We start from the raw sequence: 25,934 nt of genomic DNA, 5'->3' as shown, positions 1-25,934 counted from the left end.
CTTACAGAACGAGCAGGTCCCTGGTCGTCGTGGTGAGGAGTTCCGGGCCGCCGTCGCGGACGACCAGCGTGTCCTCGACACGGACACCGCCCCGGCCCGCGAGGTAGACCCCCGGCTCCGCGGTGATCGGAACCCGGTCAACCAGCCTACCGGTCCTGTCGTACCCGAGGAGCGGCGCCTCGTGGATCTCCAGGCCGACGCCGTGGCCGAGCCCGTGGGTGAACGCCTCGCCGTGCCCGGCAGCCTTGATGACCTCACGGGCGGCGGCGTCGACCGCCGCGGTCTCGGCGCCCGGCACGGCGGCCTCGACGGCGGCGGCCTGCGCCGCGCGGACGAGGTCGTACACCTCCCGCTGCCACGCGGCGGGCTCGCCGATCGCGACGGTGCGGGTCATGTCGGCGTGGTAGCCGCCGTAGCGGGCCCCGAAGTCGAGGGTGAGCAGGTCGCCGCGCTGCAGCTCGCGCCCGCCCGGATGGTGGTGCGGGATCGCGCCGTTCGGCCCGGACGCGACGATCGACTCGAACGCGGGGCCCTCGGCGCCGAGGTCGACCATCGCCCGCTCCAGCGCGATCGCGACGGCCCGCTCGGTGACGCCCGCGCGGATCTCGGGCAGGACGGCGTCGAACGCGCGGCAGGTGATCGCGCACGCCTCCCGCAGCAGGCCGATCTCCTCCTCGTCCTTGACGCGGCGCAGCTCCTCGACGAGGCGGCCGAGGGCGGCGAGCTCGATCTCCGCCCGCGCGGTCAGCTCCCCGTGCCGCTCGACGGTGAGGTCGTGCGCCTCGAAGCCGAGGCGGGTGATGCCGCCGCCCGCGGCGAGGGCCGTCAGCGCGGCGGCGGCGCCCCGCTCGACGACGACGCGCAGCTCGGGGCAGACCTGCGCGGCCATCCCGGCGTAGCGGCCGTCGGTGGCGAGCACGGCCGGGCCGTCCGCCGGGACGAGCAGCGCCGCGTTCGAGCTGTCGAGGCCGGTCAGGTAGCGGACGTTGACGAGCCGCGTGACCAGCAGCGCGCCCGCGTCCCTCTCACCGACGCGCGCGGCCAGCCGGCGGCGCCGTTCGATGTGCGTCTCCCCCATGGGTAGGACTCTACGGCCGGGCGCGACCCGCCGGAAGCCCGGCCCGCGCCGCCGCGGTCCTCACAGGTCGTCGGCCATCTCCTTGACCTTCTCGACGAGCGCGAGGCGGCTCTTGTGGTCCCCGGCGACGGGGGTGACGTTGAGCGTGGTGACGCCCGACTCCTTCATCGCGGCGAGCCGCTCGCGGACGTGCCCCTCCGGGCCGATCAGCGACATCTTCTCCAGCAGCTCGTAGGGGACCTTGGCGGCGGCCTCGTCCTTCTTGCCGTCCAGGTAGAGGTCCTGGATCTCCTCGGCCTCCTTCTCCCAGCCGTAGCGGCGGCAGAGGTCGTTGTAGAAGTTCCTGCCCTTGGCGCCCATCCCGCCGATGTACAGCGCGGCCATCGGGCGGCCGAACTCCAGGAACCCCTGGGCGTCCTCGCCGATCGCCAGCGGCGCCTGGCCGACGACGTCCAGCGCGCCGAGCGCCGGGTCCCGCTTGGCCTTCCCCGCCGCGAGCGAGGCGCCCCACACGTCCGCGGCCTTCTCGGGCAGGTAGAAGATCGGCTCCCAGCCGTTGGCGATCTCGGCGGTCAGCTCGACGTTCTTCGGGCCGATCGCGGCGACCAGGACCGGGATGTCGGGCCGCACCGGATGATTGATGATCTTCAGGGGCTTGCCGAGCCCGGTGCCGCGCTCGGGCGGCAGCGGCATCGTGTAGTGGCGGCCCTCGTGGCGGAGGGTCTCGCGGCGCCACACCGTCCGGCAGATCTCGATGATCTCGCGGGTGCGGCCGAGCGGCGCGGTGTAGGGGACGCCGTGGAAGCCCTCGATGACCTGCGGGCCCGAGGCGCCGATGCCGAGCGTGAACCGCCCGCCGGAGACGTAGTCGAGCCCGGCGGCGGTCTGCGCGAGCGCGGTCGGCGTCCGCGAGTAGATGTTCAGGATGCCCGAGGCGATCTCCACCCGCTCGGTCTTGGCGGCGATGTAGCCGAGCTGGCTGACGGCGTCGAAGCTGTAGGCCTCGGCGACGTACACGATGTCGAGTCCGGCCTTCTCGAAGTCGGCCAGCTCCTCGACGGTCTCCTTGAAACCGCCCGCGTAGTTCAGCGCCATCCCGATGCGCATGCCGGCGTCCCCTCTCGAACCGAACCTGATTCAGCCGACGGTAGCGGGTCGCCGCCGGTCACGAGAACACCGGGCCCCGCAGCGCCTCCAGCGCCTCCGGGTACAGGCCGGAGCGGATCCGCGCGACGACCGCGCCGTCCTTGCCCGCCATGGACGCGGCGAGCCCGGTCGCCGCCGGCAGCACCTCGGCCTCGGCGGCGACGTGCTGGACGGCCCCCGCGTCCCGCGCCTGCTCGGCGGTGTACCGGCGGCCGGTGAGCATCGCCTCGTGCGCGGTCGCGCCCGGCAGCCGCGCCTGGACCAGCGCGCTCATCCCCGGTGTGAAGCTCATCCCGAGGTCCACCTCGGGCAGGCAGAAGTAGCCGCGCTCCTCGCGCATCACCGCGAAGTCGTGCGCGAGGACGAGCATGGCGCCGCCCGCGAACGCGTGCCCGTTGACGGCGGCGACCGTCGGCGCCGGGAACGCCAGCAGCCGCGCGTAGAGGGCGTGGACGCGGCCCAGGTAGTCCTCGAACCGCTCCGGGTTGGCGCCGAGCCACTCCAGGTCGAGGCCGTTGGAGTAGAACTTCCCGGTTCCCGTGGTGACGAGCGCGCGGGGCCCCTCGTCCTTCTCCACGGTGTCGAGCGCCTCCTCGACGGCGGCGAGGAAGTCGGGCCCGAACCGGTTCTCACCGGCGTCGAACCGCAGGACGTACACGTCTCCGTCGCGCTGGAGGTCGATCACGAAATCTCCTTCGATCCGTTCCAGAGCGAACCTTACTCGTCGGTAACCCCTGAGGGAATCTTGGTCGCCGCGCGGGGCGCGCCGAATATGACGGCCGTCATGGAGAATCGCCAAAGCTTATGATGAGGGTCATAATCGGGGGATGGGGACCGACAGCCGGGAGCGCATGGTGCGCAGCGCCGCCCACCTGTTCCGCGAGCGCGGCTACAGCGGGACGGGGTTCCGCGACGTCATCGCGCACAGCGGCGCGCCGCGCGGCTCGATCTACCACCACTTCCCCGAGGGCAAGGCGCAGCTCGCCGAGGAGGCCGTCCGCTACGCCGGGGAGTTCCTCAACGCGGGCATCCTCGCGGCCACCGAGGGCGGCGACGCCGCGTCCGCCGTGGACGCCTTCACCGGCTGGTGGCGGCAGGTGCTCATCCGCAGCGAGTTCCGCGCGGGCTGCCCGGTCGTCGCCGTCACCGTCGAGTCGCACGAGGACGCGCCGCAGCTCGCCGCGGCCGCCGCGCGCGTGTTCGACCGCTGGCAGGACACCCTCGCCACCGGCCTCGGCAACGCCGGCGTCGCCGACGACCGCGCGGCGCGGCTCGCGCGGCTGATCGTCGCCTCCGTCGAGGGCGCCACGATCCTCTGCCGCGCCCACCGCGACGTCGCCCCGCTGGACGACATCGTCAAGGAGCTGAAGGCGATGACGCGGGAGGCGGTCGAGTCCGCCTAGCGCTCCCGGGCCAGCAGGTCGGCGACCGCGCGCAGGGCGAGGACGTAGGAGTTCATGCCGAACCCGGCGATGGTGCCGGTGGCGACGCCCGCGACGACCGAGGTGTGGCGGAACTCCTCGCGGGCCGCCGGGTTGGAGATGTGCACCTCGACCAGCGGCGCGGTGAGCTGGGCGAGCGCGTCGCGCAGCCCGTAGGAGTAGTGGGTGAACGCGGCCGGGTTGAGGACGACCGGCAGCCGCCCGTCGGCGGCCTCGTGCACCCAGCCGATCAGCTCCGCCTCGCCGTCGGTCTGGCGGACCTCCGCGTCCAGGCCGAGGCGCTCCCCCTCGGCGCGGCACAGCTCCGCGAGGTCGGCGAGCGTGGTGGTGCCGTAGACGTCGGGCTCCCTGATCCCGAGCCGGCCGAGGTTCGGGCCGTTCAGCACGAGCACGCGGGTCATCGGGCGACCTCCCGGTAGGCGGCGGCGAGCAGCGCCTCGTCGGGCCCTTCGAGGCGGCCGGGCTCGGCGACGCCGTCCAGCACGACGAACCGGAGCGTGGCGCCGCGCGCCTTCTTGTCGATGCTCATCGTGGCGCGCAGGCCGGGCCACGCGGCGCCGTAGGAGACCGGCAGGCCCACCGAGGCCAGCACGGCGCGGTGCCGCTCGACCACCTCGGCGGGCAGGCGCCCCGCGAGGCGCGACAGCTCGGCCGCGTACACCATGCCGATCGCGACGGCGTGGCCGTGCCGGAACCGGTAGTCCTCGGCCTTCTCGATCGCGTGGGCGAGCGTGTGCCCGTAGTTGAGGATCTCGCGGAGCCCGCTCTCCTTCAGGTCGCACGACACGACGTCGGCCTTCACCTGGACGGCACGCTCGACCAGCTCGCGGGTGGCGGGCCCGGCCGGCGACACGGCGGCCGCCGGGTCGGCCTCGACCAGCTCCAGGATCTTCGGGTCGGCGATGAACCCGGCCTTGATCACCTCGGCGAGGCCGCTGATGTAGTCCTCATGCGGCATCGTGACCAGCGTGGCGAGGTCGCACAGGACGCCGGCGGGCGGGTGGAACGCGCCGACGAGGTTCTTGCCCTCGGGGATGTTGATGCCGGTCTTGCCGCCGACCGCCGCGTCCACCATGCCGAGCAGCGTGGTCGGGACGAGCACCGCCGGGACCCCCCGCAGCCAGGACGCGGCGGCGAACCCGGCGAGGTCGGTGGTGGCGCCGCCGCCGACGCCGACGACCACGTCGGTGCGGGTCATGCCGAGCGCGGCGAACGCCGACCACAGCCCGGCGAGGACGCCGGCCTCCTTGGCGGCCTCGCCGTCCGGGACGGGCAGCGCGTGGACCTCGTGCCCGGCCCGCTCCAGCGCCCCGCACACCGGCCGCGCGATCTCGGGCAGGCCCTCGGCGTGGACGACCGCGACCGTCCGGGCCCGCTCCCCCACCATCGCGGGCAGCTCGCCGAGCACTCCCGTCCCGATGACGACGTCGTAGGGGGCCGCGCCGCCGACGCGGATGCGGGTGGTCACGGCAGCGCCCGCACGATCTCCTCGACGATGTCGGCGGGCTCGCGCCCGTCGGTGTCGACGTGGAGCGTGCCGAGCCGCTCGTACACCGGGAGCCGCTCCTCCAGCAGCTTGCGCATCTGGCTGCGCGGGTTCAGCACGAGCAGCGGCCTGGCCGAGGCCAGCCCGACCCGCTTGATCGCCTCCGACAGGCCCACCCGCAGGTAGACGACGGTGTGCCCGGCGAGCAGCTCCTGCGTCTCGGGGGCCAGCACGGCGCCGCCGCCGAGCGCGACCACGCCCTCGTGCTCGCCGAGCGCCGCCGCGACGGCCGCGCGCTCCAGCTCGCGGAAGCGCTCCTCGCCGTCCTCGACGAAGATGTCGCCGATCGGCTTGCCCGCCGCGGCCTCGGCGTCGGCGTCGGTGTCGCGCAGCGCCACGCCGAGCCGGCCGGCCAGCTCCGCGCCGACCGTGCTCTTGCCGGAGCCGGGGGCCCCGATGAGGACCGCCTTCGGTCGCGTCATGTCCACTCGCCTCCCGGGGTCACTTGACCGTCAGCGCGGAGAGGTAGGCCCGCGCGTTGCGGGCGGTCTCCTCCGCGGAGTCGCCGCCGAACTTCTCCAGCGCCGCGTCCGCGAGGACGAGCGCCACCATCGCCTCGGCGACCACCCCGGCGGCGGGCACGGCGGTGACGTCGCTGCGCTGGTTGATGGCCTTGGCGGGCTCGCCGGTCCGCACGTCGATGGTGTCCAGCCGGCGCGGGACGGTCGAGATCGGCTTCATCGCCGCCCGCACCCGCAGCGGCTCGCCGGTGGTCATGCCGCCCTCGACGCCGCCGGCGCGGTTGGTGCGGCGGCGGACGCCGTCGGGGGTGGCGTCGATCTCGTCGTGCGCCCGCGACCCGGGCCGCCGCGCGGTCGTGAAGCCGTCGCCGACCTCCACGCCCTTGATCGCCTGGATGCCCATGAGGATCCCGGCGAGCCGCGAGTCGAGCCGCCGGTCCCAGTGGACGTGGCTGCCGAGGCCGGGCGGCAGGCCGTAGGCGAGCACCTCCACGACGCCGCCGAGCGTGTCGCCCGCCTTCTTCATCTCGTCGATGTGCTCGACCATCGCCTCGGACGCGGCGGCGTCGAAGCAGCGCACGGGGCTCTCGTCCACCCGCTGGAGATCGCCCGGGCCCGGCAGCACGCCCTCGGGCGCCTCGACCTCGCCCAGCGCGATCACGTGGCTCAGCACGTCCACGCCGAGGGTCTGCCGGAGGAACGCCCTGGCGACGGTCCCGAGCGCGACGCGCGCGGCGGTCTCGCGGGCGCTCGCCCGCTCCAGCACCGGGCGGGCGTCGTCGAAGCCGTACTTCTGCATCCCGACGAGGTCGGCGTGGCCGGGCCTCGGCTGCGACAGCGGCGCGTTGCGCGCCTGCGCGGCGAGGACGTCCGCGTCCACAGGGTCGGCGGCCATCACCGTCTCCCACTTGGGCCACTCGGTGTTGCCGACCTCGATCGCGACCGGACCGCCCTGCGTCGTCCCGTGCCGGACGCCGCCGAGGATCCGCACCTGGTCCTGCTCGAACTTCATCCGGGCGCCCCGCCCGTGCCCGAGCCGCCGGCGGCGCAGATCCTCGGCGATGTCCGCCGAGGTCACGCGCACGCCGGCCGGCAGGCCCTCCACGATCGCGGTGAGGGCCGGGCCATGGGACTCCCCCGCGGTCAACCAGCGCAGCATGCGTCAGATCCTATTGACTCCCCGCCGCGCCCCGTGACGCCGTCCAGCATCTGAGAGGGCGGGGCGGCCGGAGGTCACCAGGATTCGTAGCGGACGAGGTCCTCCAGGGGCTTGCGCATGGGAGGCCGCGGCGCACCATCCGCCGGGCGGCGAGCACGTCCTGGAATTCCATCGTCCTCCTTCGGTTGCCCTGCTCGGGTCTCAGATGACGGGGGCGTCCAGGACCAGCGGGGTGAGGTAGGCGGCGGTGATCCCGTACCGCTCGGCGAGGTCGAGGAAGCCGCCCGGCCGGACGCCCAGCTCCGCGAGGCCCGCGTAAGAGGTCCGTCAACGTCGGCTCCTTCCGTGCCGGTGAGTTGATCATGAATGCCGGGCGGCGGCGGAGGCAACGGCCAGTGTTGACGAAGTCACCGGCCGCTTCGGATGATCGACCGCGGGCCGGCGGGAGCGGGCGGCTCAGCCGTGGACGAGGACGGCGGCGAGCGTGCCCGCGAGCAGGAACGGGCCGTAGGGGATCTGGGACTTGCGCCCGGCGCGCCGGGTGGCCAGCAGGGCCAGCGACACGACCAGCGCGATCGCGAGCGTGGCGGTGACGCCGAGGACCCAGGCGCGCCAGCCGAGCCAGCCGAGGTGCATGCCGAGGAGCCCGGCGAGCGTGACGTCGCCGAAGCCGAGCGTCCCCTCGGGCAGCAGGAGCCACTGGACGCCGAAGAACGCGCCGAGCGCGGCCATGCCGAGGATCGCGCGGCCGAACCGCGCGCCGCCGTCGTCGGTGAAGGACGCGGCGGCGCCGAGCAGCGTGACGCCCGCCGCGTAGGAGGGCAGCGTGAGCGGTTCGGGGAGCCGCCGCAGCGTGGCGTCGACGACGCCGAGGAACGTTCCGGCGAGGCCGAGCCACAGGAACGCGGGCAGGTCGGGGCGGGCGCCGATCCGCCAGGTCAGCGCGGTGAGGACGGCGAGGGCCAGCAGCGCGATCGGGACGGGGCGGCGGCGCAGCGGCGCGGCCCAGGCGGCGTGCAGCGACCACGCGTCCGCCGGGTCCTCGCCGGGGGCCCGCACCGCCGAGGGCTGGGTCGCGGCGGGCGGAACCTCGAAGAATCCGGCTTCGGAGACTCCGGCCTCGGGGGCCTCGGCGTCCGGGACTCCGGCCTCGGGGGCCGGGGCCGCGGAGGGCGGGCCCGCGGGCGCGGCGGGCTCGGGGGCGGGGGTGTCGGGGCCGGCGGGTCCTGGGACGGGGGCGTCGGGAGCGTCCACGACGCCGTACCCTACCGGCGGACGACGCTCAACTCGACGCCTCCGACGATCCTGCCGCGCAGCAGGGCGGCGAGCCGGTCGGAGACGCGCTGCACGGTGAGCCGCTCGTCGTGGCCGGGGACCACCGCGAAGCGGACGGCGAGTTCGGCGCCGGTGCCCTCGGTGACACGGACGCCGCTGACCGCCTGGTCGGACCCGAACGCGGCCTCCACGGCGGCGAGGACGTCGGGGTCCTCGTGCGGCGGCGGGACGGGGCGCCCCTCGGCGAGCAGGTGCAGCCGCAGCCCGTCGACGGCGAACGGGACGGGGCCCGCGACGTCCACCACGAGCGCGTGGGCACCCTCGTCGAGCGCGGCCCGGCACGCCTGCCGGGCGTGCACGGCGACGGGCCGTGCGTCGGGGCGCCACGCCAGCATGGTCTCGACGCAGGTGAACCCGAGGACGCCGCGCCGGCCGTCCTCGCCGACGAGGGTGGGCAGCGCCATGTCGCTCGACTTCTCCCGGCGCAGCTCGCCGGGGGCGACCTGCTCCTCCTCGGTGAGGACCGCGACGACGGGGACGAGCAGCCGCGCGCCCTGCAGGCGCCGCAGCACCGCGTGCTCGCCGACGCGGCCGGCGGCGTGGCCGGCGAGCGCCTCGCACAGCCGGGGGTCGGCGCCGCCGTCGTCCCCGGGGAACTGGGGTTCGGGAATGCTCAGTCCGGACACGGCAGGAAGGCTATAACCTCCGGCGACCGCCGTGGGCGACAACCCGGATACTCTCGGTCATCCGAGGTCGGCGATGGCGGCGACGGTGCCGCCGCCCGAGGGCCCCTGGTGGACGGCGGCGACCGACACGAACACGGCGGGGTCGCCGGTGACCGACGCGACGACGCCGCCGACGCACGCCTTGATCTGGCGGTGCCAGTGCACGTCGGAGTCGTCCAGCATGATGTTGCGGCGGCCCCGGACCGCGCCGCCCGGGTCGGCCTCGCACTTGACGAACACGTTCACGAGCCGGTCGCCGAGGTCGGCGGCGCGGGGCCGGTCGGGCAGCGGCAGCCCGGTGGAGCGGATCGCGTCCCAGACCCCGTCGGCGTCGATCGCGTCCTTCATCACACCGTGCCCGGCGCGGTAGCGGCCGCCGATGCCGCGCACGTTGCCGACGACGACGATCTGGGCGCGGTCCAGCTCGACGCCCGAGGAGCACGAGGCCACCGAGGAGTACAGCGACAGGTCGCGGTGGATCTGCTCGGCGGCGGGCGGCTCCACCTCGCCGAGCGCGACCGCGACGCCGAGCGCGGTGGTCGAGTTGGAGACGTCCATCGACGCCAGGGTGTCGTCGGTGACGACGTCGCGGCCGCGCGAGCGGGCGTCGTTGATGGTGTCGAGGGTGAGCAGCGGCGTCTTGGTCTGGACGTAGTGGACGTCGGCGGGGTCCTCGATGCCCGCGGCCCGCATCGCCGCGCGCACCCCCGCCGCGACGGTCGCGACCATCGCGGGGCGGCCGATGTCCTCGGGCGCGATGACCTCGCTCATCGCGACGCCGACCGACAGGCGCGGCTCGCCGGAGGACGGGACGGACGCGGGGTCGGCGGTCGCGAACACGGTCGCGTGCGGGCTCAGCACCCCGTCGGTGCCGCCCGACCACACCAGCGGGACCCGCGCGACCTCCTCGGCCGACCGCGTGCCCCGGGCGGTCAGCACCTCGCGGAACGCCCGGTCGGCGAGCAGCCGGGTGTAGTCGTTGACTCCGCCGTTGCCCTCGGTCTTGCCGACGACGGCGAGGACCCGGTCGGCCTCCAGCACGCCCCCGTCGATCAGCCGGGCCAGCCCGGAGGCGTCGGTCACGCTCTCGATGGGGACCTTGCGGACCTCGATCGGGTCGGGCACGTCGTCGGCTCCTGTCCTGCGGCGCGGTCAGCGGAGGCGCGAGAGCCGCTCGACCGCCTCGTCGATGACCTCGTCCTTCTTGCAGAACGCGAAGCGGAGGAAGTGCGCCCCCGCCTCGGCGTGGTCGTAGAACACCTGCGTGGGGATCGCGACGACGCCCACCTTCTCGGGCAGCGCGCGGGCCAGCTCCCGGCCGTCGGTGAAGCCGAGCGGCCGGATGTCGGCCTGCACGAAGTAGGTGCCCTGCGGGCTGTAGGCGGTGAACCCGGCGGCCTCCAGCCCGCTGACCAGCCGGTCGCGCTTGCCCTCCAGCGAGGCGCGCAGCTCCGCGACCCACGCCAGCTCCGAGCCCAGCGCGTAGGCGGCGGCCCGCTGCCAGGGCGCGGCGGCGGCGTAGGTGAGGAACTGCTTCACGGTCTGGACGGCGCGGACGTAGCGGGCGGGCGCGGTCACCCAGCCGGTCTTCCAGCCGGTGACCGAGAACGTCTTGCCCGCCGAGGACACCGACACCGTCCGCTCGCGCATGCCGTCGAGGGTGGCGAGCGGGATGTGCTCGGTGCCGTCGAAGGTCAGGTACTCATACACCTCGTCGGTGACGGCGACGAGGTCGTGCTCGCGGACGACGTCCGCGATCGTCTCCAGCTCCTCGCGGGTGAACACGGTGCCGGCGGGGTTGTGCGGCGAGTTCAGCAGCAGCAGCCGCGTGCGCGGCCCGACCGCCGCGCGCAGCTCGTCGGGGTCGAAGGTGAACCGGCCGCCGGAGGGGCGCAGCAGCACCGGCCTGCGCACGGCCCCGGCCAGCGCGATCACGGCGGCGTAGGAGTCGTAGTAGGGCTCGAAGACGACGACCTCGTCGCCCGGCCCGGCGAGGGCGAGCACCGAGGCGGCGATGCCCTCGGTGGCGCCGACGGTGACGAACACCTCCGTCGCCGGGTCGTAGGCCAGCCCGTACCGCTGGAGCCGCTGCGCGGCGACGGCCTCGCGCAGCTCGGGCACCCCGGGGCCGGGCGGGTACTGGACGTCGCCGGCGCGGACGGCCTCGGCCGCCGCGTCGAGCATGGCCGCGGGCCCCGGTGTGTCGGGGAAGCCCTGGCCGAGGTTGATGGAGCCGGTCCGGACGGCCAGCGCGGACATCTCCGCGAAGATCGTCTCGCCGAATCCCTGCATGCGCGGTACGAGAGCCTCAGCCACGCCGACAGCCTAACCCGATCGGGTTAGGCCGCCCCGGTCAGATCCAGCCCATGTCGCGGGCGGCGCGGACGGCGGCGAGCCGGTTGGGGACGCCCAGCTTGGCCATCGCGGTGGACAGGTAGTTGCGCACGGTGCCCTCCGACAGGTGCAGCAGCGCGGCGATGCGGGCGGTCTCGGTCCCGGCGCCGGTGAGCCGGAGGATCTCGCGCTCGCGGCCCGTCAGCGGGTTGTCGCCGGCGGCCATCGCGCTGGCGGCCAGCTCGGCGTCGAGGTAGCGGCCGCCGTCGTGCACCTTGCGGATCGCGGCGGCCAGCTCCTCGGTGGGCGCGTCCTTGGCGACGAAGCCGCGCACGCCCGCCGCCATCGCGCGGCGCAGGTAGCCGGGGCGCCCGAAGCTGGTCAGGATGCAGACCGAGCACCGCGCGCCCTGGTCGCGGAGGGTCTCGGCGACGGTGAGGCCGTTCGCGCCGGGCATGTCGATGTCGAGGACGGCGACGTCGGGGTCGTGCTCGGCGACGGCCGCCGCGACCTCGTCGCCGCGTCCGACCTCGGCGACGACGTCCAGGTCGGGCTCCAGCCCGAGCAGCGCCGCGACGGCGCCCCGGATGAGGTGCTCGTCGTCGGCGAGCAGCACCCGGATCACGCCGTCCTCCCGGCGGGCAGGGCGTCCGGGGCGGGCGACGCGCCGGGCCCGCCGGCCGGGCCGCCCTCGCGGGGCAGCGGGACCGCGGCGCGCAGGAGGAACCCGGTGCGGCCGTGCGGGCCGGAGGTGATCTCGCCGCCGTGGACGGCGACGCGTTCGGCGAGCCCGGCCAGGCCCGACCCGGTGCGCGGGCCCGTGCGCGGGTCGGCGGCGGCGCGGACGCCGTCGTTGACCATCTCCAGGACCACCGACCGGTCGCGGCGGACGACGGTCACGGCGCAGCGGCGCGCCTCGCTGTGCTTGATCACGTTGGTGGCGCCCTCGCGGATCACCCAGGCGAGGACGGAGCGGACCTCGGGCGCCAGCCCGTCCGGCAGGTCGCCGACCTCGCAGCGGACGCCCGCGGCCTCCAGCACCGCCCGCACCCCGGCCAGCTCGGCGTCCAGCTCGACGGCGCGGTAGCCGTGGACGGCGGCGCGGACCTCGCGCAGCGCGTCCCGGGCGGCGCGCCGCACGTCGGACATCTCGGCGCCCGCGCGGCCCGGGTCGGCCTCGGCGAGCCGCATCGCCAGCTCGCTCTTCACCGCGATCAGCGAGAGGCTGTGGCCGAGCAGGTCGTGCAGGTCGCGGGAGAAGCGGAGCCGCTCCTCGGTGACCGCGAGCCGGGCGAGCGCGTCGCGTCCGGCGTAGGCCTGCTGGTGCAGCTCCCAGGTGCCGCGCTGGTAGCGGTTGAGGAAGGCCACCAGCGCGCAGGCCGCCGTGTAGACCGCGACGAGGATCGGCAGGACGCCGAACCAGGGCATGGTGTGGCCGGGGTAGAGGCGCTCGGCGCCGAGCGTGCCGAACACCCCGCAGACCGCGCCGGTGCCGCCGCACAGCGCGGCGATCCGCGTGCGGCTCATCGGCGTCAGCGCCACGGCCGACACCCAGAACACGGGGACGACGCTGAACAGCGGGTCGGCGAGCAGCAGCGCGGTCAGCGCCGCCGTCACCGCGCCGCTGACCACGAGGGCGCGCCGTGGCGCCCCGCCGTCCAGGCCCGTCCGGACGAGCCACAGGTAGCAGGCGAAGAGCACGCCGAGGCCCGCGAGCCCGGCCAGCGCGAGCGGCCCGGCGAGGTCGCCGGCCGCGTAGGAGCCGACGAGGGCGGCCAGGCCCGGGCCGAGGAAGCCCAGCGAGGCGAGCATGAACGACCGGTAGGTGACGCGCCGGTAGCGCTCCAGCCTGCGGGTGTCCTGCTCCGCCAGCTCCGCCGTGGTGGCGACCGCCATGTCCGCTTCCTCCTCGCCAGGCAGGGTACCGACTCAGCCGCGGCGCGGCTCCCAGCGGAACCAGCGGCCCGCCATCGCGCGGCCGAGCCCCGCCCACATCGCGAGGACGGCGAACGAGCGCAGGCACTCCGCCCAGCCCTCCAGGAGGCCGACGGACGGGTGCCCGCCGCCGCCCGCGAAGTCCCGCCCGAAGTAGGCGGTCCTGGCGATCTCCACGACCGGGCTGAGCGGCAGCCACCGGCACGCCTCCCGCAGCGCGCCGGGCAGGCCGTCCAGGGGGAACATCACCCCGGCGCCCGCCATGCACGCGAACATGATCGGCAGGACGGTGAGCCCGGCCATCTCGGCGGTCGGGGTGACCGCCGCGACGGGGAAGGCCAGCAGCGCGAACACCACCGCTCCCCCGGCGAGCCCCGCGGCCAGCAGCAGCGGGTCGGCGGGGAACCGGCCGCCCATCGCCGCCCCGAGCAGCACCAGCAGCCCCAGCGCCTGCGCCGCGTACAGCGCGGTCGCGGTGAGGACGCTGCCGCCGAGGATGTCGGCGTCCGACAGCGCGGTGCCGCGCAGCCGCTTGAGCGTGCGGTCCTCGCGGCGCGCGGTGAACACCGTGACGAGGTTCATGAACACGGCGAACACGAGGAAGAAGGCGAGGTGCCCGGTGCCCTGGAGGAGCGCGCCGTCCGTGCCGTCGATCCGCTCGCCGCGCAGCGGCACGAGCAGGGCGGTGAACAGCACCGGAAGGCCCATGACGGTGAACAGCGACGTCCGGTTGCGCCACAGGAGCGTCAGGTCGAGGCGGGCGACGCGCAGCATCGCGGCCGGGCTCGCCCCGTAGGGCGCGGGGAGGTTCATCGGGCCGCTCCTTCGGCGGTGCGGAGGAAGACGTCCTCCAGGGAGGCGCTGCGGGCGTGCAGGCCGTCGAGCCGGACGCGGCGCTCGTCGGCCCAGCGCAGCAGCTCGTACAGGCCGGCCTGGAGGCCGGTGCCCGCGACGGTGTAGGTGACGGCGGTGCGGCCGCCCTCGACCGCGACGTCGGCGGCGGCGCCCCCGAGCGCGGGCAGGTCGGCGACCCCGAGCCGCTCGGGCATGCGGAAGCCGATGCGGTCGCCGTGGCCCGCGACGACCTCGGCGACGGTGCCGGACCGCTCGATCCGGCCCCGGTGCATGATCGCGAGGCGGTCGGCGAGGTGCTCGGCCTCCTCCAGGTAGTGGGTGGTGAGCAGCACGGTGGTGCCGTCCTCGACGACGTCGCGGACGATCCGCCAGGTGGCGTGCCGTGCCTCGGGGTCCATGCCGGTGGTCGGCTCGTCCAGGAACAGGACGCGGGGGCGGCCGAGCAGCGCGAGCGCGAGGTCGAGGCGGCGCTTCTGCCCGCCCGAGAGCTGCCGGACCCGCACGTCCGCCCGCTCCTCCAGCGCGACGAGCGCGAGCGCCTCGCCGAGGTCGCGCGGCCGGGGCGTGAACCCGCGCCAGTGCGCGACCGTCTCGGCGACGGTGAGGTCGCCGAAGAAGCCGCCGTCCTGCAGCATGATCCCGATCTGCGGGCGGACCGCGCGGCGCTCGGCGTAGGGGTCGCGGCCGAGGACGCGGACCGTCCCGTCGTGGACGGGACGGTGCCCCTCAAGCGTCTCCAGCGTGGTCGTCTTCCCGGCGCCGTTGGTGCCGAGCAGCGCGAACAGCTCCCCGGCCGCGACCTCGAAGGAGATCCCGGCGACGGCCTCGTGGTCGCCGTAGCGCCGGCGCAGCCGCTCGACCCGGATGGCTGGGTTCGTCTCCATGCCCCCAGCGTGGCGGGCGCGGGCGCGCCGGGGTAGAAGCCGGTGTCACCGGTTCGCGCGGCGGTTGTCAGCCCTCCCGCGTGACATCTGTCATCCGCCTACGGCTCGCCGAGGCGGGTCTTGACGACCTTGCCCATCGCGTTGCGCGGCAGCGACCCGACCAGGTGCACCACGCGCGGGCGCTTGTGGACCGACAGCCGCGCCGCGACGAAGTCGATGAGCTGCCGCTCCCCCACGCCGTCGGCGACGACGTAGGCGGTGACCTGCTCGCCGAGGTCGGCGTGCGGCGTGCCGACCACGGCGGCCTCCCGCACGCCCGGGTGCGCGAGCAGCGCGTTCTCGATCTCGCCCGCGCCGATCCGGTAGCCGCCGCTCTTGATGAGGTCGGTGGACGCGCGGCCGACGATGCGGTGCCAGCCGTCCGGCCCGATCGCGGCGATGTCGCCGGTGCGGAACCAGCCGTCCGCCGTGAACGACGCGGCGGTCGCCTCGGCGCGGTTGAGGTAGCCCTTGAACAGCAGCGGCCCCCGCACGTGCAGCTCCCCGGGCGTCTCCCCGTCGTGCGGGACGGGGCCGCCGTCCTCGGCGGCCAGCCGCGTCTCGACCCCCGGCAGCGGGGTGCCGACGTGCCCGGGCCGCCGCTCGCCGCCGGCGCGGGCGCTGATCGTGATCAGGGTCTCGGTCATCCCGTACCGCTCGACCGGCTCGTGCCCGGTGAGCGCGGCGAGCCGCTCGAAGACCGGGACGGGCAGCGGCGCGCTCCCCGACACCAGCAGCCGCGCGCCGCGCAGCGCCTCGGCCGAGGCGGGGTCGCCCGCGGTCCGCGACCAGACGGTGGGGACGCCGAAGAACAGGCTGCCGCCGTCCTCGCGCGCCGCCGCCGCGTACGCCTCCGGGCGGGGGCGCCCGGTGTGGACGAGCGGCGACCCCACCCGCAGCGGCCCGAGCAGCCCGAGGACGAGGCCGTGCACGTGGAACAGCGGCAGGCCGTGGACGAGCACGTCGTCGGGGGTCCACGCCCACGCCTCGGCCAGCCCGTCCAGCCCGGCGGCGATGGCGCCGCGGGCGACGAGGACGCCCTTGGGCGCGCCGGTCGTCCCGCTGGTGTAGAGGATCAGCGCGGTCGCGTCGGCGGGCGGCTCGGGCGCGGAGAACGACCCGTCGCGCGGCAGCTCGTCGACCGGGAGCAGCGGCGGGCCGGAGGGCGGGGCCTCCGCGCGGGCGGCCAGCAGCAGGCCCGCGCCCGAGTCGCCGAGGATGTGGGCGCGCTCGTCGGGGCCCGAGTCGGGCGGGAGCGGCACCACGGGCACGCCCGCGAGGAGCCCGCCGACGACCGCGGCGGCCGTCTCCAGGGACGCGGTGGCGTGCACCGCGACGGCGTCCGCGCCCGCGATCTCCTTCGCCACGGCCGCGGCCCACCCGAGCAGCGCCTCGCGCTCCAGGCCGCGGCCGGCGATCCGCACCGGGCCGCCCGTCCCGCCGAGCAGGTCCATCGCGCGCCACCTCCCTCAGGGTCCGGCTCCGCCGATCCCGCGCAGCCACCTGGAAGTATGCCGTCCGTGCCGCAACCCACACCGCCCAGCCCCGCGACCACCTACACCGGGCTCGCCGCGCGCCTGCTCGCGCTGCCGCCCTCGTGCGGCCCGGCGCGGCTGGTGGCGGTGGACGGCCCGAGCGGCGCGGGCAAGTCCACGTTCGCGGGATTCCTGGCGGCCGTGCTGGTCGGAGCGCCGGTCGTCCGCTCGGACGACTTCCGCGTGCCCTGGGACGCCGACCCGCTCACCTGGTGGCGGCCCCTGGAGGAGGCGGTGCTCGCGCCGCTGCGCGAGGGGCGGCCCGCCCGGCTGAGCCGCTACGACTGGCACCGCGACCGGTACGGGCCGCAGGAGGAGATCCCGCCCGCGCCCGTCCTGCTGGTGGAGGGCGTCGGCGCGGCCTGGGCGGGGTCGCCCGCCGCGTTCCGCGTCTGGATCGACGCGCCGCGCGAGCTGCGCCGGGCCCGCGCCGTCGCCCGCGACGGCGCCGAGTACGCGGGCGACTGGGACCTGTGGGCGTCCCACGAGTCCGCGTTCTTCGCCGCCGACCGCACGCGGGAGCGCGCCGACCTCCACGTGGACGGCGCCGCCTTCACCCCGCACCGCTTCCGCGTCTACCCCGCGGACCCGTCCTCGGGCGGGCTGAAGTCGAGCGCGTCCACGTCGGCGGACGGCGCGCCGCCCGACAGCAGCGGGTAGCCGGGCCCCCGGTCGAAGAACGGCGCGGGCCCGCGCTCGGCGCGCAGCCGCGCCCGCAGCGCGGCGGTGGCCGCCGCGTCGACCGCCGCGCCCCGCATGACGACGCCGTAGTCGTCGCGGGCGCCCCGGACGGAGACCTTCCCGTCCCGCACGTCGTCGGCCACGCGCGACGGCGGGCGGTTCAGCGGGTCGCCCCAGCCGCCCCCGCCGGTCGTGCGGACGCGGACGACCTGCCCGGCGCGGACGGGATGGTCGTCCACGAGCCCCTCCAGCTCCGCGCCGTCGACGTCCACCCGGAACGGGCGCCCGGCGCGGCCCCCGTTCACGCCCCAGCACGACAGGATCGAGCGGTCGGCGATCGACATGAAGTGCGCGTCGCGGAGCATCCGGACGCGCTTGTCGTAGCCGAGGCCGCCCCGGTGCTCCCCCGGCCCGCCGGAGTCGACGGCGAGGCCGAGCCGCTCGACGAGCAGCGGCCAGCGCGCCTCGGCGAACTCGACGGGGATGTTGCGGGAGTCGGGGACGATGTGGACGGTGTCCTCGCCGTCGGCGTGGGGGCGGCCGCCCGAGCCGCCGCCGAGCACCTCGCGCATCAGGTAGGGGCCCCGGTCGTCCTCGCCGTGCACGCCGGTGTAGCGGATCGTCTCCTGGTCGGCGGGCATCCGCCCGCCGGTGGCCTTCGCGAGCACGCCCGCGAGCACGCCGAGCAGCCGCAGGATCACGAACGTGCGGGCGTTGGTCGGCGCCGGGAACACGGGCGTGAGCAGCGTGCCCTTCTCGGGGAACCGCATCTCGATCAGCGGCACGACGCCCTCGTTGACCTCCAGCTCGGCGGCCCGCTCGGGCGTGTCGGCGAGGTTGCGCAGGACGGGCGCCAGCCACTTCTTCAGGAAGACCCCGTCGGCGTAGTCGCCCGCGTGGTTGATCGGGCCTCTGGCCTGCGGGGACGTGCCGGTGAAGTCGATGACGAGCGGGACCTCGGCCGCCTTGTCGACGGTCAGCGTGATCCGCTGCGCGTGCAGCCGGGGCGGGTCGACGCCGTCGTGCTCGGCGTAGTCCTCCCAGACGAACGTCCCGTCCGGGAGCTTGGCGAGCAGCTCGCGGCGGAACGCGCGGGTCGTCCGGTCGATGATGGCGTCGAAGCACCCCTCCACCTCGGCGCGGCCGTAGCGCGCGAACAGCTCGCCGAGGCGCCGCGCGCCCATCAGGCACGCCGAGCACTCGGCGTCCAGGTCGCCGGCGAGCGACGCCGGGGTGCGCGAGTTGCGGGTCATGATGGCGAGCGCCGCCTCGTTGCGGACGCCCCGGTCCCACAGCTTGATCGGCGGGACCATCAGGCCCTCCTCGAAGGCGCTGCGGGCGTGGCTCGGCATCGAGCCGGGCACGGCGCCGCCGATGTCGTCGTGGTGGCCGAACGCCTGGACGAACGCGACCACCTCGCCGCCGTGGAACACCGGGACCGTCACGCACAGGTCGGGCAGGTGCCCGATGCCGCCCTCCGACAGGTACACGTCGTTGTGGAAGTACACGTCGCCCGGACGCATCGTCTCCGGCGGGAAGTCGCGCGCCACGGGCTGGACGAGCGCCGAGTAGGAGCGTCCGGTCAGCTTGCGGAGGCGCCGGTCGTGGACGCCCGCGCGGAAGTCGTGCGCGTCGCGGATCATCGGGGAGCGGGCCGTCCGGGCGATGGCGGTCTCCACCTCCCGCTCGACCGCCGCCAGCGTGCCCTCGACGATCTCCACCAGGACCGGGTCCTCGCGGGGGGCCGTCCCCCCGCCGGGGCTCGGGGCGGTCACCGGGTCACCACCAGGGCGCCGAGCCGGTCGAGGGTCGCCCGGAACCCGGGGTGCAGCGGGACCGTCGAGCCGAACTCCTCGATCACCGCCGGGCCGCGCACGACATCGCCGGGCCGGAGCGCGTCACGCCTGTACACGAGGGTGTCCTCCCAGGAGTCGAAGTGGACGGGGCGGGTGCCGGTGACCGCGCGGGACGCGTCGCCGTCGCCCGGCGGCCGCTCCCGCACGGGGGGCCGGGCGAGCGGCCCGATCCCCGAGACCCGCAGGTTGACCCACTCGACGGGGTGCCGGGGGTCGCCGCGGTGGCAGTATCCGTACAGGGCCTCGTGGGCGTCGTGGAAGCGCCGCACCGTCTCGGCGCGCAGCTCCTCGCCCGGCGGTCCGTCCGGCGCGGCGACCCGCACCTCGAACGCCTGCCCGTGGTAGCGCAGGTCGGCGGAGCGGGCGTAGCGGCGGTCCTCGCCGAACCCCTCGCGGGCGAGCGCCGCGGCGGCCTCGCCCTCCAGGTCGGCGAACACCTCCGCGAGCAGCGCCGGGCCGAGCTCGTCGTCGCGGACGACGCGGGTGCGGACGTGGTCGCCGCGCACGTCCACGGTCAGCAGCCCGAACGCCGAGAGGTTGCCGGGGTTGTGGGGGATCACGGCGGACGGCAGGTCCAGCACGTCCAGCAGCCGGCACGCCAGCAGCGGCCCCGACCCGCCGAACGCGACGAGCGGGTAGTCGCGGACGTCCAGCCCGCGCTCGACGGTGATCCGGCGGATGGCGTTGGCCTGGTTCCACGCCGAGATCTCCAGGATCCCGGCGGCGGCCCGCTCGGGTTCCAGCCCCAGCTCCTCGGCCAGCACCGCGAGGCCGGCGCGGGCCGCGTCCACGTCCAGCGGGACGCGGCCGCCGAGCAGCCGGGGCGGGATCCGGCCGAGAACGGCGTGCGCGTCGGTCACCGTGGCCTCGGCCCCGCCGCGCCCGTAGCACAGCGGGCCCGGGTCGGCGCCCGCGCTGCGCGGCCCGACCCGCAGCGCGCCCTCCGGGGACCGCCAGGCCACCGACCCGCCGCCCGCCCCGACCGTCACGATGTCGACCATCGGGATCCGGACGGGGTGGCGGCCGACCGCGCCCTCGGTGGTGAGGGCGGGCTCGCCGTCGAGCACGACCGCGACGTCGGTGGAGGTGCCGCCGCCGTCCAGCGTCACCACCGACCCGCCGACCGCGAACGCCGCGCCCAGCGCGCCCGCCGCCGGTCCCGACAGCACCGTCGTGACCGGCCGCCGCGCGACCTCCCCGGCCGACCGCACCCCGCCGTTGCTCTGCATCACCAGCGGACGGGACGGGGCGCCCGCGCGGATCCGCGCGAGGTAGCCGCCCATCTCGGGCTTCACGGCGGCGTCGACGAGCGTCGTCACCGCGCGCTCGTACTCGCGGTACTCGCGCAGCACCTCGCACGACAGCGACACCGCCGCGTCCGGGTGCTCGCGGCGCAGCACCTCCCGCATCGCCAGCTCGTGCGACGGGTCGGCGTAGGAGTGCAGGAAGCACACCCCGACCGCCTCGACCCCCGCCGCGCGCAGGAACCGCGCCGCCGCCACCGCCGACTCCTCGTCGAACGGCGCCAGCTCCGCGCCGGTGTGGTCGATCCGCCCGCCGACGCCCCGCACCAGGTGCGCCGGGACGATCCGCGGCGGCTTCACCCAGAAGTAGCTGTTGCCGTAGCCGTCGGGGACGCTCTGCCGCGCGATCTCCAGCAGCGGCTCGAAGCCCTCCGTCGTGACGAACCCGAGCCCCTCGACGCGGTCCTCCAGCAGCCGGTTCGTCGCGACGGTCGTGCCGTGGACCAGCGCCGTCACCTCCGCCGGGGCCGCCTCCGCCAGCCGCAGCGCCTCGGCCGCGGCCGCCGCGAACCCCTCCGCCGGGTCGGCGGGCGTCGAGGGCGTCTTGGTCGTGATGATCTCGCCGGTGTCCTCGTCGAGCGCGACGACGTCGGTGAACGTCCCGCCCGTGTCGATCCCGATCCGCAGCCGCCTCGTCATGACCACGGGTCTACCGAACCGCGCCCACCTGCGAAACCCCCACAACCTGCCAAGTCGCCCGCCGCGCGTTCGCGGCCGGGCCCGCTGCCATTGTTTAAATGTGAAAGGCCGTCAACTTCCGGCCAAGGCCGAGGATTGCGATCAAAGCGCCGCGGGGGCAATGCTTGTTGGACCCCGCGCCGACCGAACCCTTTACCGGGTCAACCGAACCAAGAAAGGCAGTCTCCCATGGCGCGCTTCGCATTTCGCAATGCCCTCGGATCGGCCGCCGCGGTGGCGGTCATCGTCGCCGGAATGAGCACCGGCACCGCCTATGCCCAGGACTCCGCCGCGCGGGCCGACGGCACGCGGGTCACCGCCCCCACGCACCAGACGACGGGGTTGAACAGCGGAAACGACAACGCCTCGGTCGACGGCGTCGGCCAGTGCGCGATCAACCAGAGCAAGGACTGCTGGGCCTGGATCGACAAGCAGAACGGCACGCCCTGCCCGTCCGGCCATTTCTGCATCTACACCAATGTGTGGGCCAACGAGGGCGGCAAGGTCTTCTCGCTCTACCGCTGCCGCGACTTCACGCTGCGGAGGTGGAATGGCGAGGGCCTCTACCACAACTCCAACACCGGCGGCGCCCACGGCTATCTGAAGGGCTCCGGCCGCAACGTCCTGAAGGACGTCGCCCCCGGCGAGTCGGGCCCGTACGACTTCGGGCCGGTCTACTACGTCCGGGCGTGCTGACCCGCACCCGCTGATCCGCGGGCGCGGTCCGGGTGCCGGGCGGCTAGGCTGGGCGGTTTCCGAACCGACGAGACGCTGGAGCACGTTCATGGCGCTTGAACGCCCCGAGATCGACTTCCCCGAGGGCCAGCCGCCCGAGCACCTCGACATCACCGACATCACCAAGGGCGACGGCGACGAGGCCGTCAAGGGCGCGACCGTGTCGATGCACTACGTCGGCGTGTCCTGGTCCACGGGCGAGGAGTTCGACGCGTCCTGGAACCGCGGCGGCACCTTCGACTTCCAGCTCGGCGCCGGGCGCGTCATCAAGGGCTGGGACATGGGGATCGCCGGGATGAAGGTGGGCGGGCGCCGCAAGCTCGTCATCCCGCCGCACCTCGCCTACGGCGACCGGAGCCCGAGCCCGGCGATCAAGCCGGGCGAGACGCTCATCTTCGTGGTGGACCTGCTGGAAGTGAAGTAACCGGCGGTACGGTGACCGGCTCGGACGCGCCCGGCGGCGGGCACGTCCAACGGCGGGCAATCCGGGGGTGAAATCCGTCCCCGGGTGCCCGCCGTGCCGTTTCCGCGTCCGGGCGCTCCGGTATCAGGGACGCATGATCAAGGCGCGGGGGCTGACGAAGAGGTTCGGCGAGAAGACCGCCGTCGACCAGGCCGGGTTCACCGTCCTGCCGGGACGGGTGACCGGGTTCCTCGGCCCCAACGGCGCCGGGAAGTCGACGACGATGCGGATGATCCTCGGCCTGGACCGGCCGACCTCCGGCGACGTCACCGTCAACGGCCGCCGGTACCGCTCGCTCGGCGCGCCGCTGCGCGAGGTCGGCGCGCTGCTGGACGCGAAGGCAGTGCACGGCGGCCGCAGCGCCCGCAACCACCTGCTGTGCCTCGCGCGGAGCAACGCGATCCCCGCCCGCCGCGTGGACGAGGTGCTCGGCCTCGTCGGGCTCCAGAGCGTCGCGCGCAAGCCGGCCCGGGGCTTCTCGCTCGGCATGGGCCAGCGGCTCGGCATCGCCGCCGCGCTGCTCGGCGATCCGGGCGTGCTGATGTTCGACGAGCCGGTCAACGGCCTGGACCCGGAGGGCATCCTCTGGATCCGGACGCTCATGCGGCGGCTCGCGCGGGAGGGCCGCACGGTGTTCGTGTCGAGCCACCTGATGTCGGAGATGGCCCTCACCGCCGAGCACCTGGTCGTCATCGGGCGCGGCCGGATCCTCGCCGACACCGGGGTCGGGGAGTTCATCGACGCCAACGCCTCCAGCCACGTCCTCGTCCGGTCGCCGCAGGCCGCCGAACTGGCGCGGCTGCTGGCCGCGCGCGGCCACCGCGCCGAGCCGGGCCCGGACGGGTCGCTGCGCGTGTTCGGCGCGCCCGCCGCGCTGATCGGCGACCTGGCCGCCGACAACGCGCTGCGGCTGCACGAGCTGGCGACCGTCCAGCCGTCGCTGGAGGAGGCGTTCATGCGGCTGACCGGCGAGTCCGTCGAGTACCACGCGGGCGTCCCCAGCGGCGCGCCGCCACCGAACCCGCCGCCCGCGCGGGGGCCGAGGCCGGATGGCGTGCGCTGATGGCGGCTCCCGCGCCGCCCGCGCCGCCCGCGCCGCCCGCGCCGCCCGGTGGCGCGCGGGCCGATCGGCGGGTGCGGTTCGGGCACGTGCTGTCCGCCGAGTGGACGAAGATCCGCACCGTCAAGTCCACGTTCTGGACGCTGCTCGCCGGGGCGGTCGTGCTCATCGGCTTCTCCGCGCTGTGGGCCCTGGCGTTCAGCGCGTCCTTCGACGACATGAGCGAGCACGACCGCGCGACGTTCACGCCGATGCTCCCCACGCAGGTCGCGTTCTACTTCGGCATGGTGGTCTTCGGGGCGCTGGGCGTGCTGGTCATCACCTCCGAGCACGCCACCGGGATGATCCGGACGGCGCTCACGGCCGTGCCGCGCCGCGCCCACTACCTCGCGGCCAAGACCGCCGTGCTCGGCGCCGTCGTGCTGCTCGTCGGGATCGCGGTGTCGTTCGCGTGCTTCTTCGTCAGCCAGGGCATCCTCGCCTCCAAGGACCTCGACGGCTCGCTCGGCGACCCCGGCATGGCGCGCTCGGTCGTGGGCGGCGGCGTGTACCTCGCGCTGATCGCGGTGCTGGCGCTCGGCGTCGGGACGCTGCTGCGGCACACCGCGGGGTCGGTCGTCGCGGTGTTCGTGCTGATGTTCGTCCTCGGGATCGTCGGCGGGTTCCTGCCCGGCGCGTGGGGCGAGAAGGTCAACAAGGTGCTGCCGTCCAACGCGGGGAACGCGATCCTGTCGCCTGTCCGGCAGTCGGACCAGCTCGCGCCGTGGACGGGCCTCGGCCTGTTCGCCCTCTACACGCTCGCGGTGCTGGCCGCCGCGCTGGCCCTGTTCGAGCGGCGGGACGCGTGAGCCTCTCCCGCGGCGCGCCCGCGCGCAGGACGGCCGCGCTCGGCACGGCCGCGGCGTGGTTACGGCGTCGTCGCCACCCGCCTGTCCGGCATCGCGGCGATGTTCGCGGCGGTCGCGGCGCTGCTCCTCGGCCGGGCCGGGCGCACCGCCGCTCAGCGGGCCCGGCGGCCGAGAAGGTGGCCGAGCGCGACGCCCGCGAGCGCGACGAGGCCGCCGGTCGCGAACGCGGCGACCATGGGCCAGACCGGGATCCGGCCGGACCCCCGGGACGCGGCGGCCCGGCCCGCGTGGACGCGACCTGACGCCGCGGCGGGCCCGGGTCCGGCCTCGGGTGCGGCAGCGGCGGCGGGCTCGGTCAGGGCACGTTCCACGGCCGCGAAGAACTCGCCCGCCGTCCGCTTGGCGACGCCGCCGAGCATCCGCTGGCCGACGCCGCCGATCATCCCGCCGACGACCGCGTCGGCGTCGTAGTCGACGCGCGTCGAACCGCCGCCCGTGCCGCCGTCCCCGGTTCCGTCGCCGTCGCCGTCGCGGGACAGCCGGACCCGCACCGTCGCGTCCACCGTGCCGGGCGCGCCCTGCCCCCGCGCGCGGAGCGTGAACGCGCTGGGCGGATCGGGGTCGGTGAGCTCGACCCGTCCCACGTAGGTACCCCGCACGGACGCGACGCCCGCCGATATCGTCATGCGGTAGCTTCCCGGGGCCGTCTCCTCCAGCGAGTGGCAGCCGGGGATCGTGCGGGCGAGGACCGCCGGGTCCTGGAGCGCGTCCCAGACGCGGGCGAGCGGCGCGGCGACGGTGGCACTGCCTGTGACCTGCATGACCCGACTCTAGGGAATGCCGCCGCCCCGCCGAACGGCAACACTTGCCGATCGCGCGCCGCGTACACGCCGAGCATCGGCCGGTTCCGGGCGCGCGGCCCCGGGAATGGCCAGAATGTCCGCTAACTCCGCGTCTCGCGCGAACTACCGGCCCCCCGGCCGCGTCAACCGTTGCGGGACGACGACGTCCCACGGAAGTCCCCCAACTGAAACGGAGAACGCGGCTGATGCGAGGGAAGACGCCCGTCATCGCCATCGCGGTCGCCGCCGCGCTCGGCGTGGCGGCAGGCGGCTGGCCGGTCCTGCGGGCGCAGGCGGGGCACTCCGGCCCCTCGGTGCGGACGGAGTTGAGCGCGGCGCTCGCCGACCAGAAGTGGGAGGCGCCCAAGCCCGGCTCCTGGACGATGCCCAAACCCTCGGCCGACGGGCTCCCGCCGGTCATCAGCCGCATCGAGACGCAGGACCGCGTCGTCTTCCTCACCATCGACGACGGCTACACCTACGACGCCGAGTTCGTGAACCTCGTCCGCAAGGAGAAGGTTCCGATCATGACGTTCCTGACCTCGACCTACATCAAGGGCGAGGGCCAGTACTTCTGGGCCATGCGCAACGCGGGCTCGCCGATGGAGAACCACACCGTCAGCCACCCGAACATGGTGACGCTCAGCCCCGAGGGGCAGAAGAAGCAGATCTGCGACTCCTCGGCGGCGATCGCCCAGCAGTACGGCCGGACGCCGCAGATCTTCCGGCCGCCGTTCGGCAGCTTCAACGCGACGACCCGCAAGGTCGCCAAGGAGTGCGGGATCAGGTCGATCCTGCTGTGGTCGGCCGAGTTCTACAACGGCACGACCGGCCCCGGCGTCGGCCTCAACGGCTTCGCGCGCGGCGACGGCACGGGCAAGGAGTTCAAGCCCGGCGACATCGTCCTCATGCACTACCGCAAGGGGCTCGCGCAGCAGTTCCAGATGATCCTCGGCTGGATCAGGCAGCAGGGGTTCCGGCCCGCCGCCGTCCAGAACTACCTCCCGGCCTCGCTCGGCGGCACCGCCCCCGACGCCCCCGCGGGTGGTTGAA

The 25,934-nt window shown here is 75.2% G+C and carries 26 protein-coding genes; 7 read left to right on the top strand and 19 right to left on the bottom strand.

Annotation, left to right across the window (positions count from 1 at the left end; translation table 11 throughout):
• Position 1: 1 nt before the first annotated feature.
• The 3 genes from KLI87_RS16955 to KLI87_RS16945 are packed head-to-tail and all read right to left on the bottom strand — an operon-like array spanning position 2 to position 2,909.
• Entirely contained in the window at positions 2–1,078 is a 1,077-nt protein-coding gene (locus tag KLI87_RS16955) for a Xaa-Pro peptidase family protein (RefSeq protein WP_214617815.1), read from the bottom strand.
• Between the two features lie 60 nt (positions 1,079–1,138).
• Positions 1,139–2,185, bottom strand: coding sequence for an LLM class F420-dependent oxidoreductase (locus tag KLI87_RS16950; protein ID WP_156220944.1), 1,047 nt, complete (start codon positions 2,183–2,185; stop codon positions 1,139–1,141).
• A gap of 58 nt (positions 2,186–2,243) precedes the next feature.
• A complete protein-coding gene (locus tag KLI87_RS16945) occupies positions 2,244–2,909 on the bottom strand; it encodes an enoyl-CoA hydratase/isomerase family protein (RefSeq protein WP_214617814.1) in 666 nt (221 codons plus the stop codon).
• Positions 2,910–3,051: 142 nt separating this feature from the next.
• Here KLI87_RS16945 and KLI87_RS16940 point away from each other — a divergent pair, with 142 nt between their 5' ends.
• Positions 3,052–3,627, top strand: a complete 576-nt coding sequence (locus KLI87_RS16940) for a TetR/AcrR family transcriptional regulator (RefSeq protein WP_214617813.1) — start codon at positions 3,052–3,054, stop codon at positions 3,625–3,627.
• Here KLI87_RS16940 and aroQ read toward each other — a convergent pair.
• The 13 genes from aroQ to KLI87_RS16875 all read right to left on the bottom strand — a co-directional run bounded on the left by aroQ (position 3,624) and on the right by KLI87_RS16875 (position 16,333).
• Entirely contained in the window at positions 3,624–4,067 is a 444-nt protein-coding gene (aroQ, locus tag KLI87_RS16935; protein ID WP_214617812.1) for a type II 3-dehydroquinate dehydratase, read from the bottom strand. The genes KLI87_RS16940 and aroQ overlap by 4 nt on opposite strands.
• On the bottom strand, positions 4,064–5,134 hold the full coding sequence (aroB, locus tag KLI87_RS16930) for a 3-dehydroquinate synthase (protein ID WP_214617811.1): 1,071 nt from the start codon (positions 5,132–5,134) through the stop codon (positions 4,064–4,066). Before aroB ends, aroQ begins: the two co-directional genes overlap by 4 nt.
• Positions 5,131–5,634, bottom strand: coding sequence for a shikimate kinase (locus tag KLI87_RS16925; RefSeq protein ID WP_156220947.1), 504 nt, complete (start codon positions 5,632–5,634; stop codon positions 5,131–5,133). Before KLI87_RS16925 ends, aroB begins: the two co-directional genes overlap by 4 nt.
• Positions 5,635–5,653: 19 nt before the next feature.
• Complete coding sequence (aroC, locus tag KLI87_RS16920) at positions 5,654–6,832, bottom strand: chorismate synthase (RefSeq protein WP_156220948.1); 1,179 nt, start codon at positions 6,830–6,832, stop codon at positions 5,654–5,656.
• Positions 6,833–7,288: 456 nt separating this feature from the next.
• Complete coding sequence (locus KLI87_RS41550) at positions 7,289–8,086, bottom strand: A24 family peptidase (protein WP_308166042.1); 798 nt, start codon at positions 8,084–8,086, stop codon at positions 7,289–7,291.
• A gap of 11 nt (positions 8,087–8,097) precedes the next feature.
• Entirely contained in the window at positions 8,098–8,793 is a 696-nt protein-coding gene (locus KLI87_RS16910) for an SseB family protein (protein ID WP_214617810.1), read from the bottom strand.
• Between the two features lie 57 nt (positions 8,794–8,850).
• Positions 8,851–9,957, bottom strand: a complete 1,107-nt coding sequence (locus KLI87_RS16905) for a ring-opening amidohydrolase (RefSeq protein WP_214617809.1) — start codon at positions 9,955–9,957, stop codon at positions 8,851–8,853.
• A gap of 27 nt (positions 9,958–9,984) precedes the next feature.
• Positions 9,985–11,148 (bottom strand): pyridoxal phosphate-dependent aminotransferase, encoded by a 1,164-nt coding sequence (locus KLI87_RS16900; RefSeq protein WP_214617808.1) that lies wholly within the window; start codon positions 11,146–11,148, stop codon positions 9,985–9,987.
• A 37-nt stretch (positions 11,149–11,185) separates the two neighbouring features.
• Entirely contained in the window at positions 11,186–11,791 is a 606-nt protein-coding gene (locus KLI87_RS16895; RefSeq protein ID WP_214617807.1) for a response regulator transcription factor, read from the bottom strand.
• Complete coding sequence (locus KLI87_RS16890; protein WP_214617806.1) at positions 11,788–13,062, bottom strand: sensor histidine kinase; 1,275 nt, start codon at positions 13,060–13,062, stop codon at positions 11,788–11,790. Before KLI87_RS16890 ends, KLI87_RS16895 begins: the two co-directional genes overlap by 4 nt.
• Before the next feature lie 33 nt (positions 13,063–13,095).
• Positions 13,096–13,914: an ABC transporter permease gene (locus KLI87_RS16885; RefSeq protein WP_214617805.1), complete on the bottom strand. Its 819-nt coding sequence runs from the start codon at positions 13,912–13,914 to the stop codon at positions 13,096–13,098.
• Complete coding sequence (locus KLI87_RS16880; protein WP_214617804.1) at positions 13,911–14,840, bottom strand: ABC transporter ATP-binding protein; 930 nt, start codon at positions 14,838–14,840, stop codon at positions 13,911–13,913. The genes KLI87_RS16885 and KLI87_RS16880 overlap by 4 nt, the downstream gene beginning before the upstream one ends.
• 98 nt (positions 14,841–14,938) lie before the next feature.
• The gene (locus KLI87_RS16875; RefSeq protein ID WP_214617803.1) at positions 14,939–16,333 is read right to left on the bottom strand and encodes an acyl-CoA synthetase; all 1,395 of its coding nucleotides are present in this window, start codon (positions 16,331–16,333) and stop codon (positions 14,939–14,941) included.
• Between the two features lie 57 nt (positions 16,334–16,390).
• Between KLI87_RS16875 and KLI87_RS16870 the strand changes: the two genes are divergently transcribed.
• Positions 16,391–17,074, top strand: coding sequence for a uridine kinase (locus tag KLI87_RS16870; RefSeq protein ID WP_374225451.1), 684 nt, complete (start codon positions 16,391–16,393; stop codon positions 17,072–17,074).
• Here KLI87_RS16870 and KLI87_RS16865 read toward each other — a convergent pair.
• A complete protein-coding gene (locus KLI87_RS16865; protein ID WP_214617801.1) occupies positions 16,990–18,870 on the bottom strand; it encodes a hydantoinase B/oxoprolinase family protein in 1,881 nt (626 codons plus the stop codon). The genes KLI87_RS16870 and KLI87_RS16865 overlap by 85 nt on opposite strands.
• The gene (locus tag KLI87_RS16860; RefSeq protein ID WP_214617800.1) at positions 18,867–20,894 is read right to left on the bottom strand and encodes a hydantoinase/oxoprolinase family protein; all 2,028 of its coding nucleotides are present in this window, start codon (positions 20,892–20,894) and stop codon (positions 18,867–18,869) included. The genes KLI87_RS16865 and KLI87_RS16860 overlap by 4 nt, the downstream gene beginning before the upstream one ends.
• Positions 20,895–21,188: 294 nt before the next feature.
• On the opposite strand from KLI87_RS16860, the gene KLI87_RS16855 reads away from it, so the two are divergent.
• The 4 genes from KLI87_RS16855 (at position 21,189) to KLI87_RS16840 (ending at position 24,039) form a co-directional block, all read left to right on the top strand.
• Positions 21,189–21,629, top strand: a complete 441-nt coding sequence (locus tag KLI87_RS16855) for a hypothetical protein (RefSeq protein WP_214617799.1) — start codon at positions 21,189–21,191, stop codon at positions 21,627–21,629.
• 88 nt (positions 21,630–21,717) lie between these two features.
• Complete coding sequence (locus KLI87_RS16850; RefSeq protein WP_156220956.1) at positions 21,718–22,092, top strand: FKBP-type peptidyl-prolyl cis-trans isomerase; 375 nt, start codon at positions 21,718–21,720, stop codon at positions 22,090–22,092.
• 133 nt (positions 22,093–22,225) lie between these two features.
• A complete protein-coding gene (locus tag KLI87_RS16845) occupies positions 22,226–23,194 on the top strand; it encodes an ATP-binding cassette domain-containing protein (protein WP_214617798.1) in 969 nt (322 codons plus the stop codon).
• Entirely contained in the window at positions 23,194–24,039 is an 846-nt protein-coding gene (locus KLI87_RS16840; RefSeq protein ID WP_214617797.1) for an ABC transporter permease subunit, read from the top strand. The genes KLI87_RS16845 and KLI87_RS16840 overlap by 1 nt, the downstream gene beginning before the upstream one ends.
• A gap of 152 nt (positions 24,040–24,191) precedes the next feature.
• On the opposite strand, the gene KLI87_RS16835 is transcribed toward KLI87_RS16840, so the two are convergent.
• Positions 24,192–24,860 (bottom strand): carbon monoxide dehydrogenase subunit G, encoded by a 669-nt coding sequence (locus tag KLI87_RS16835; protein ID WP_214617796.1) that lies wholly within the window; start codon positions 24,858–24,860, stop codon positions 24,192–24,194.
• 227 nt (positions 24,861–25,087) lie between these two features.
• On the opposite strand from KLI87_RS16835, the gene KLI87_RS16830 reads away from it, so the two are divergent.
• The gene (locus KLI87_RS16830) at positions 25,088–25,933 is read left to right on the top strand and encodes a polysaccharide deacetylase family protein (RefSeq protein ID WP_214617795.1); all 846 of its coding nucleotides are present in this window, start codon (positions 25,088–25,090) and stop codon (positions 25,931–25,933) included.
• The last annotated feature ends 1 nt before the right edge of the window (position 25,934 follow it).

Source organism: Actinomadura sp. NEAU-AAG7, from assembly GCF_018603865.1.
Lineage (GTDB): Bacteria > Actinomycetota > Actinomycetes > Streptosporangiales > Streptosporangiaceae > Spirillospora > Spirillospora litoris.
This window is presented reverse-complemented; position numbering and strand designations above follow the sequence as displayed.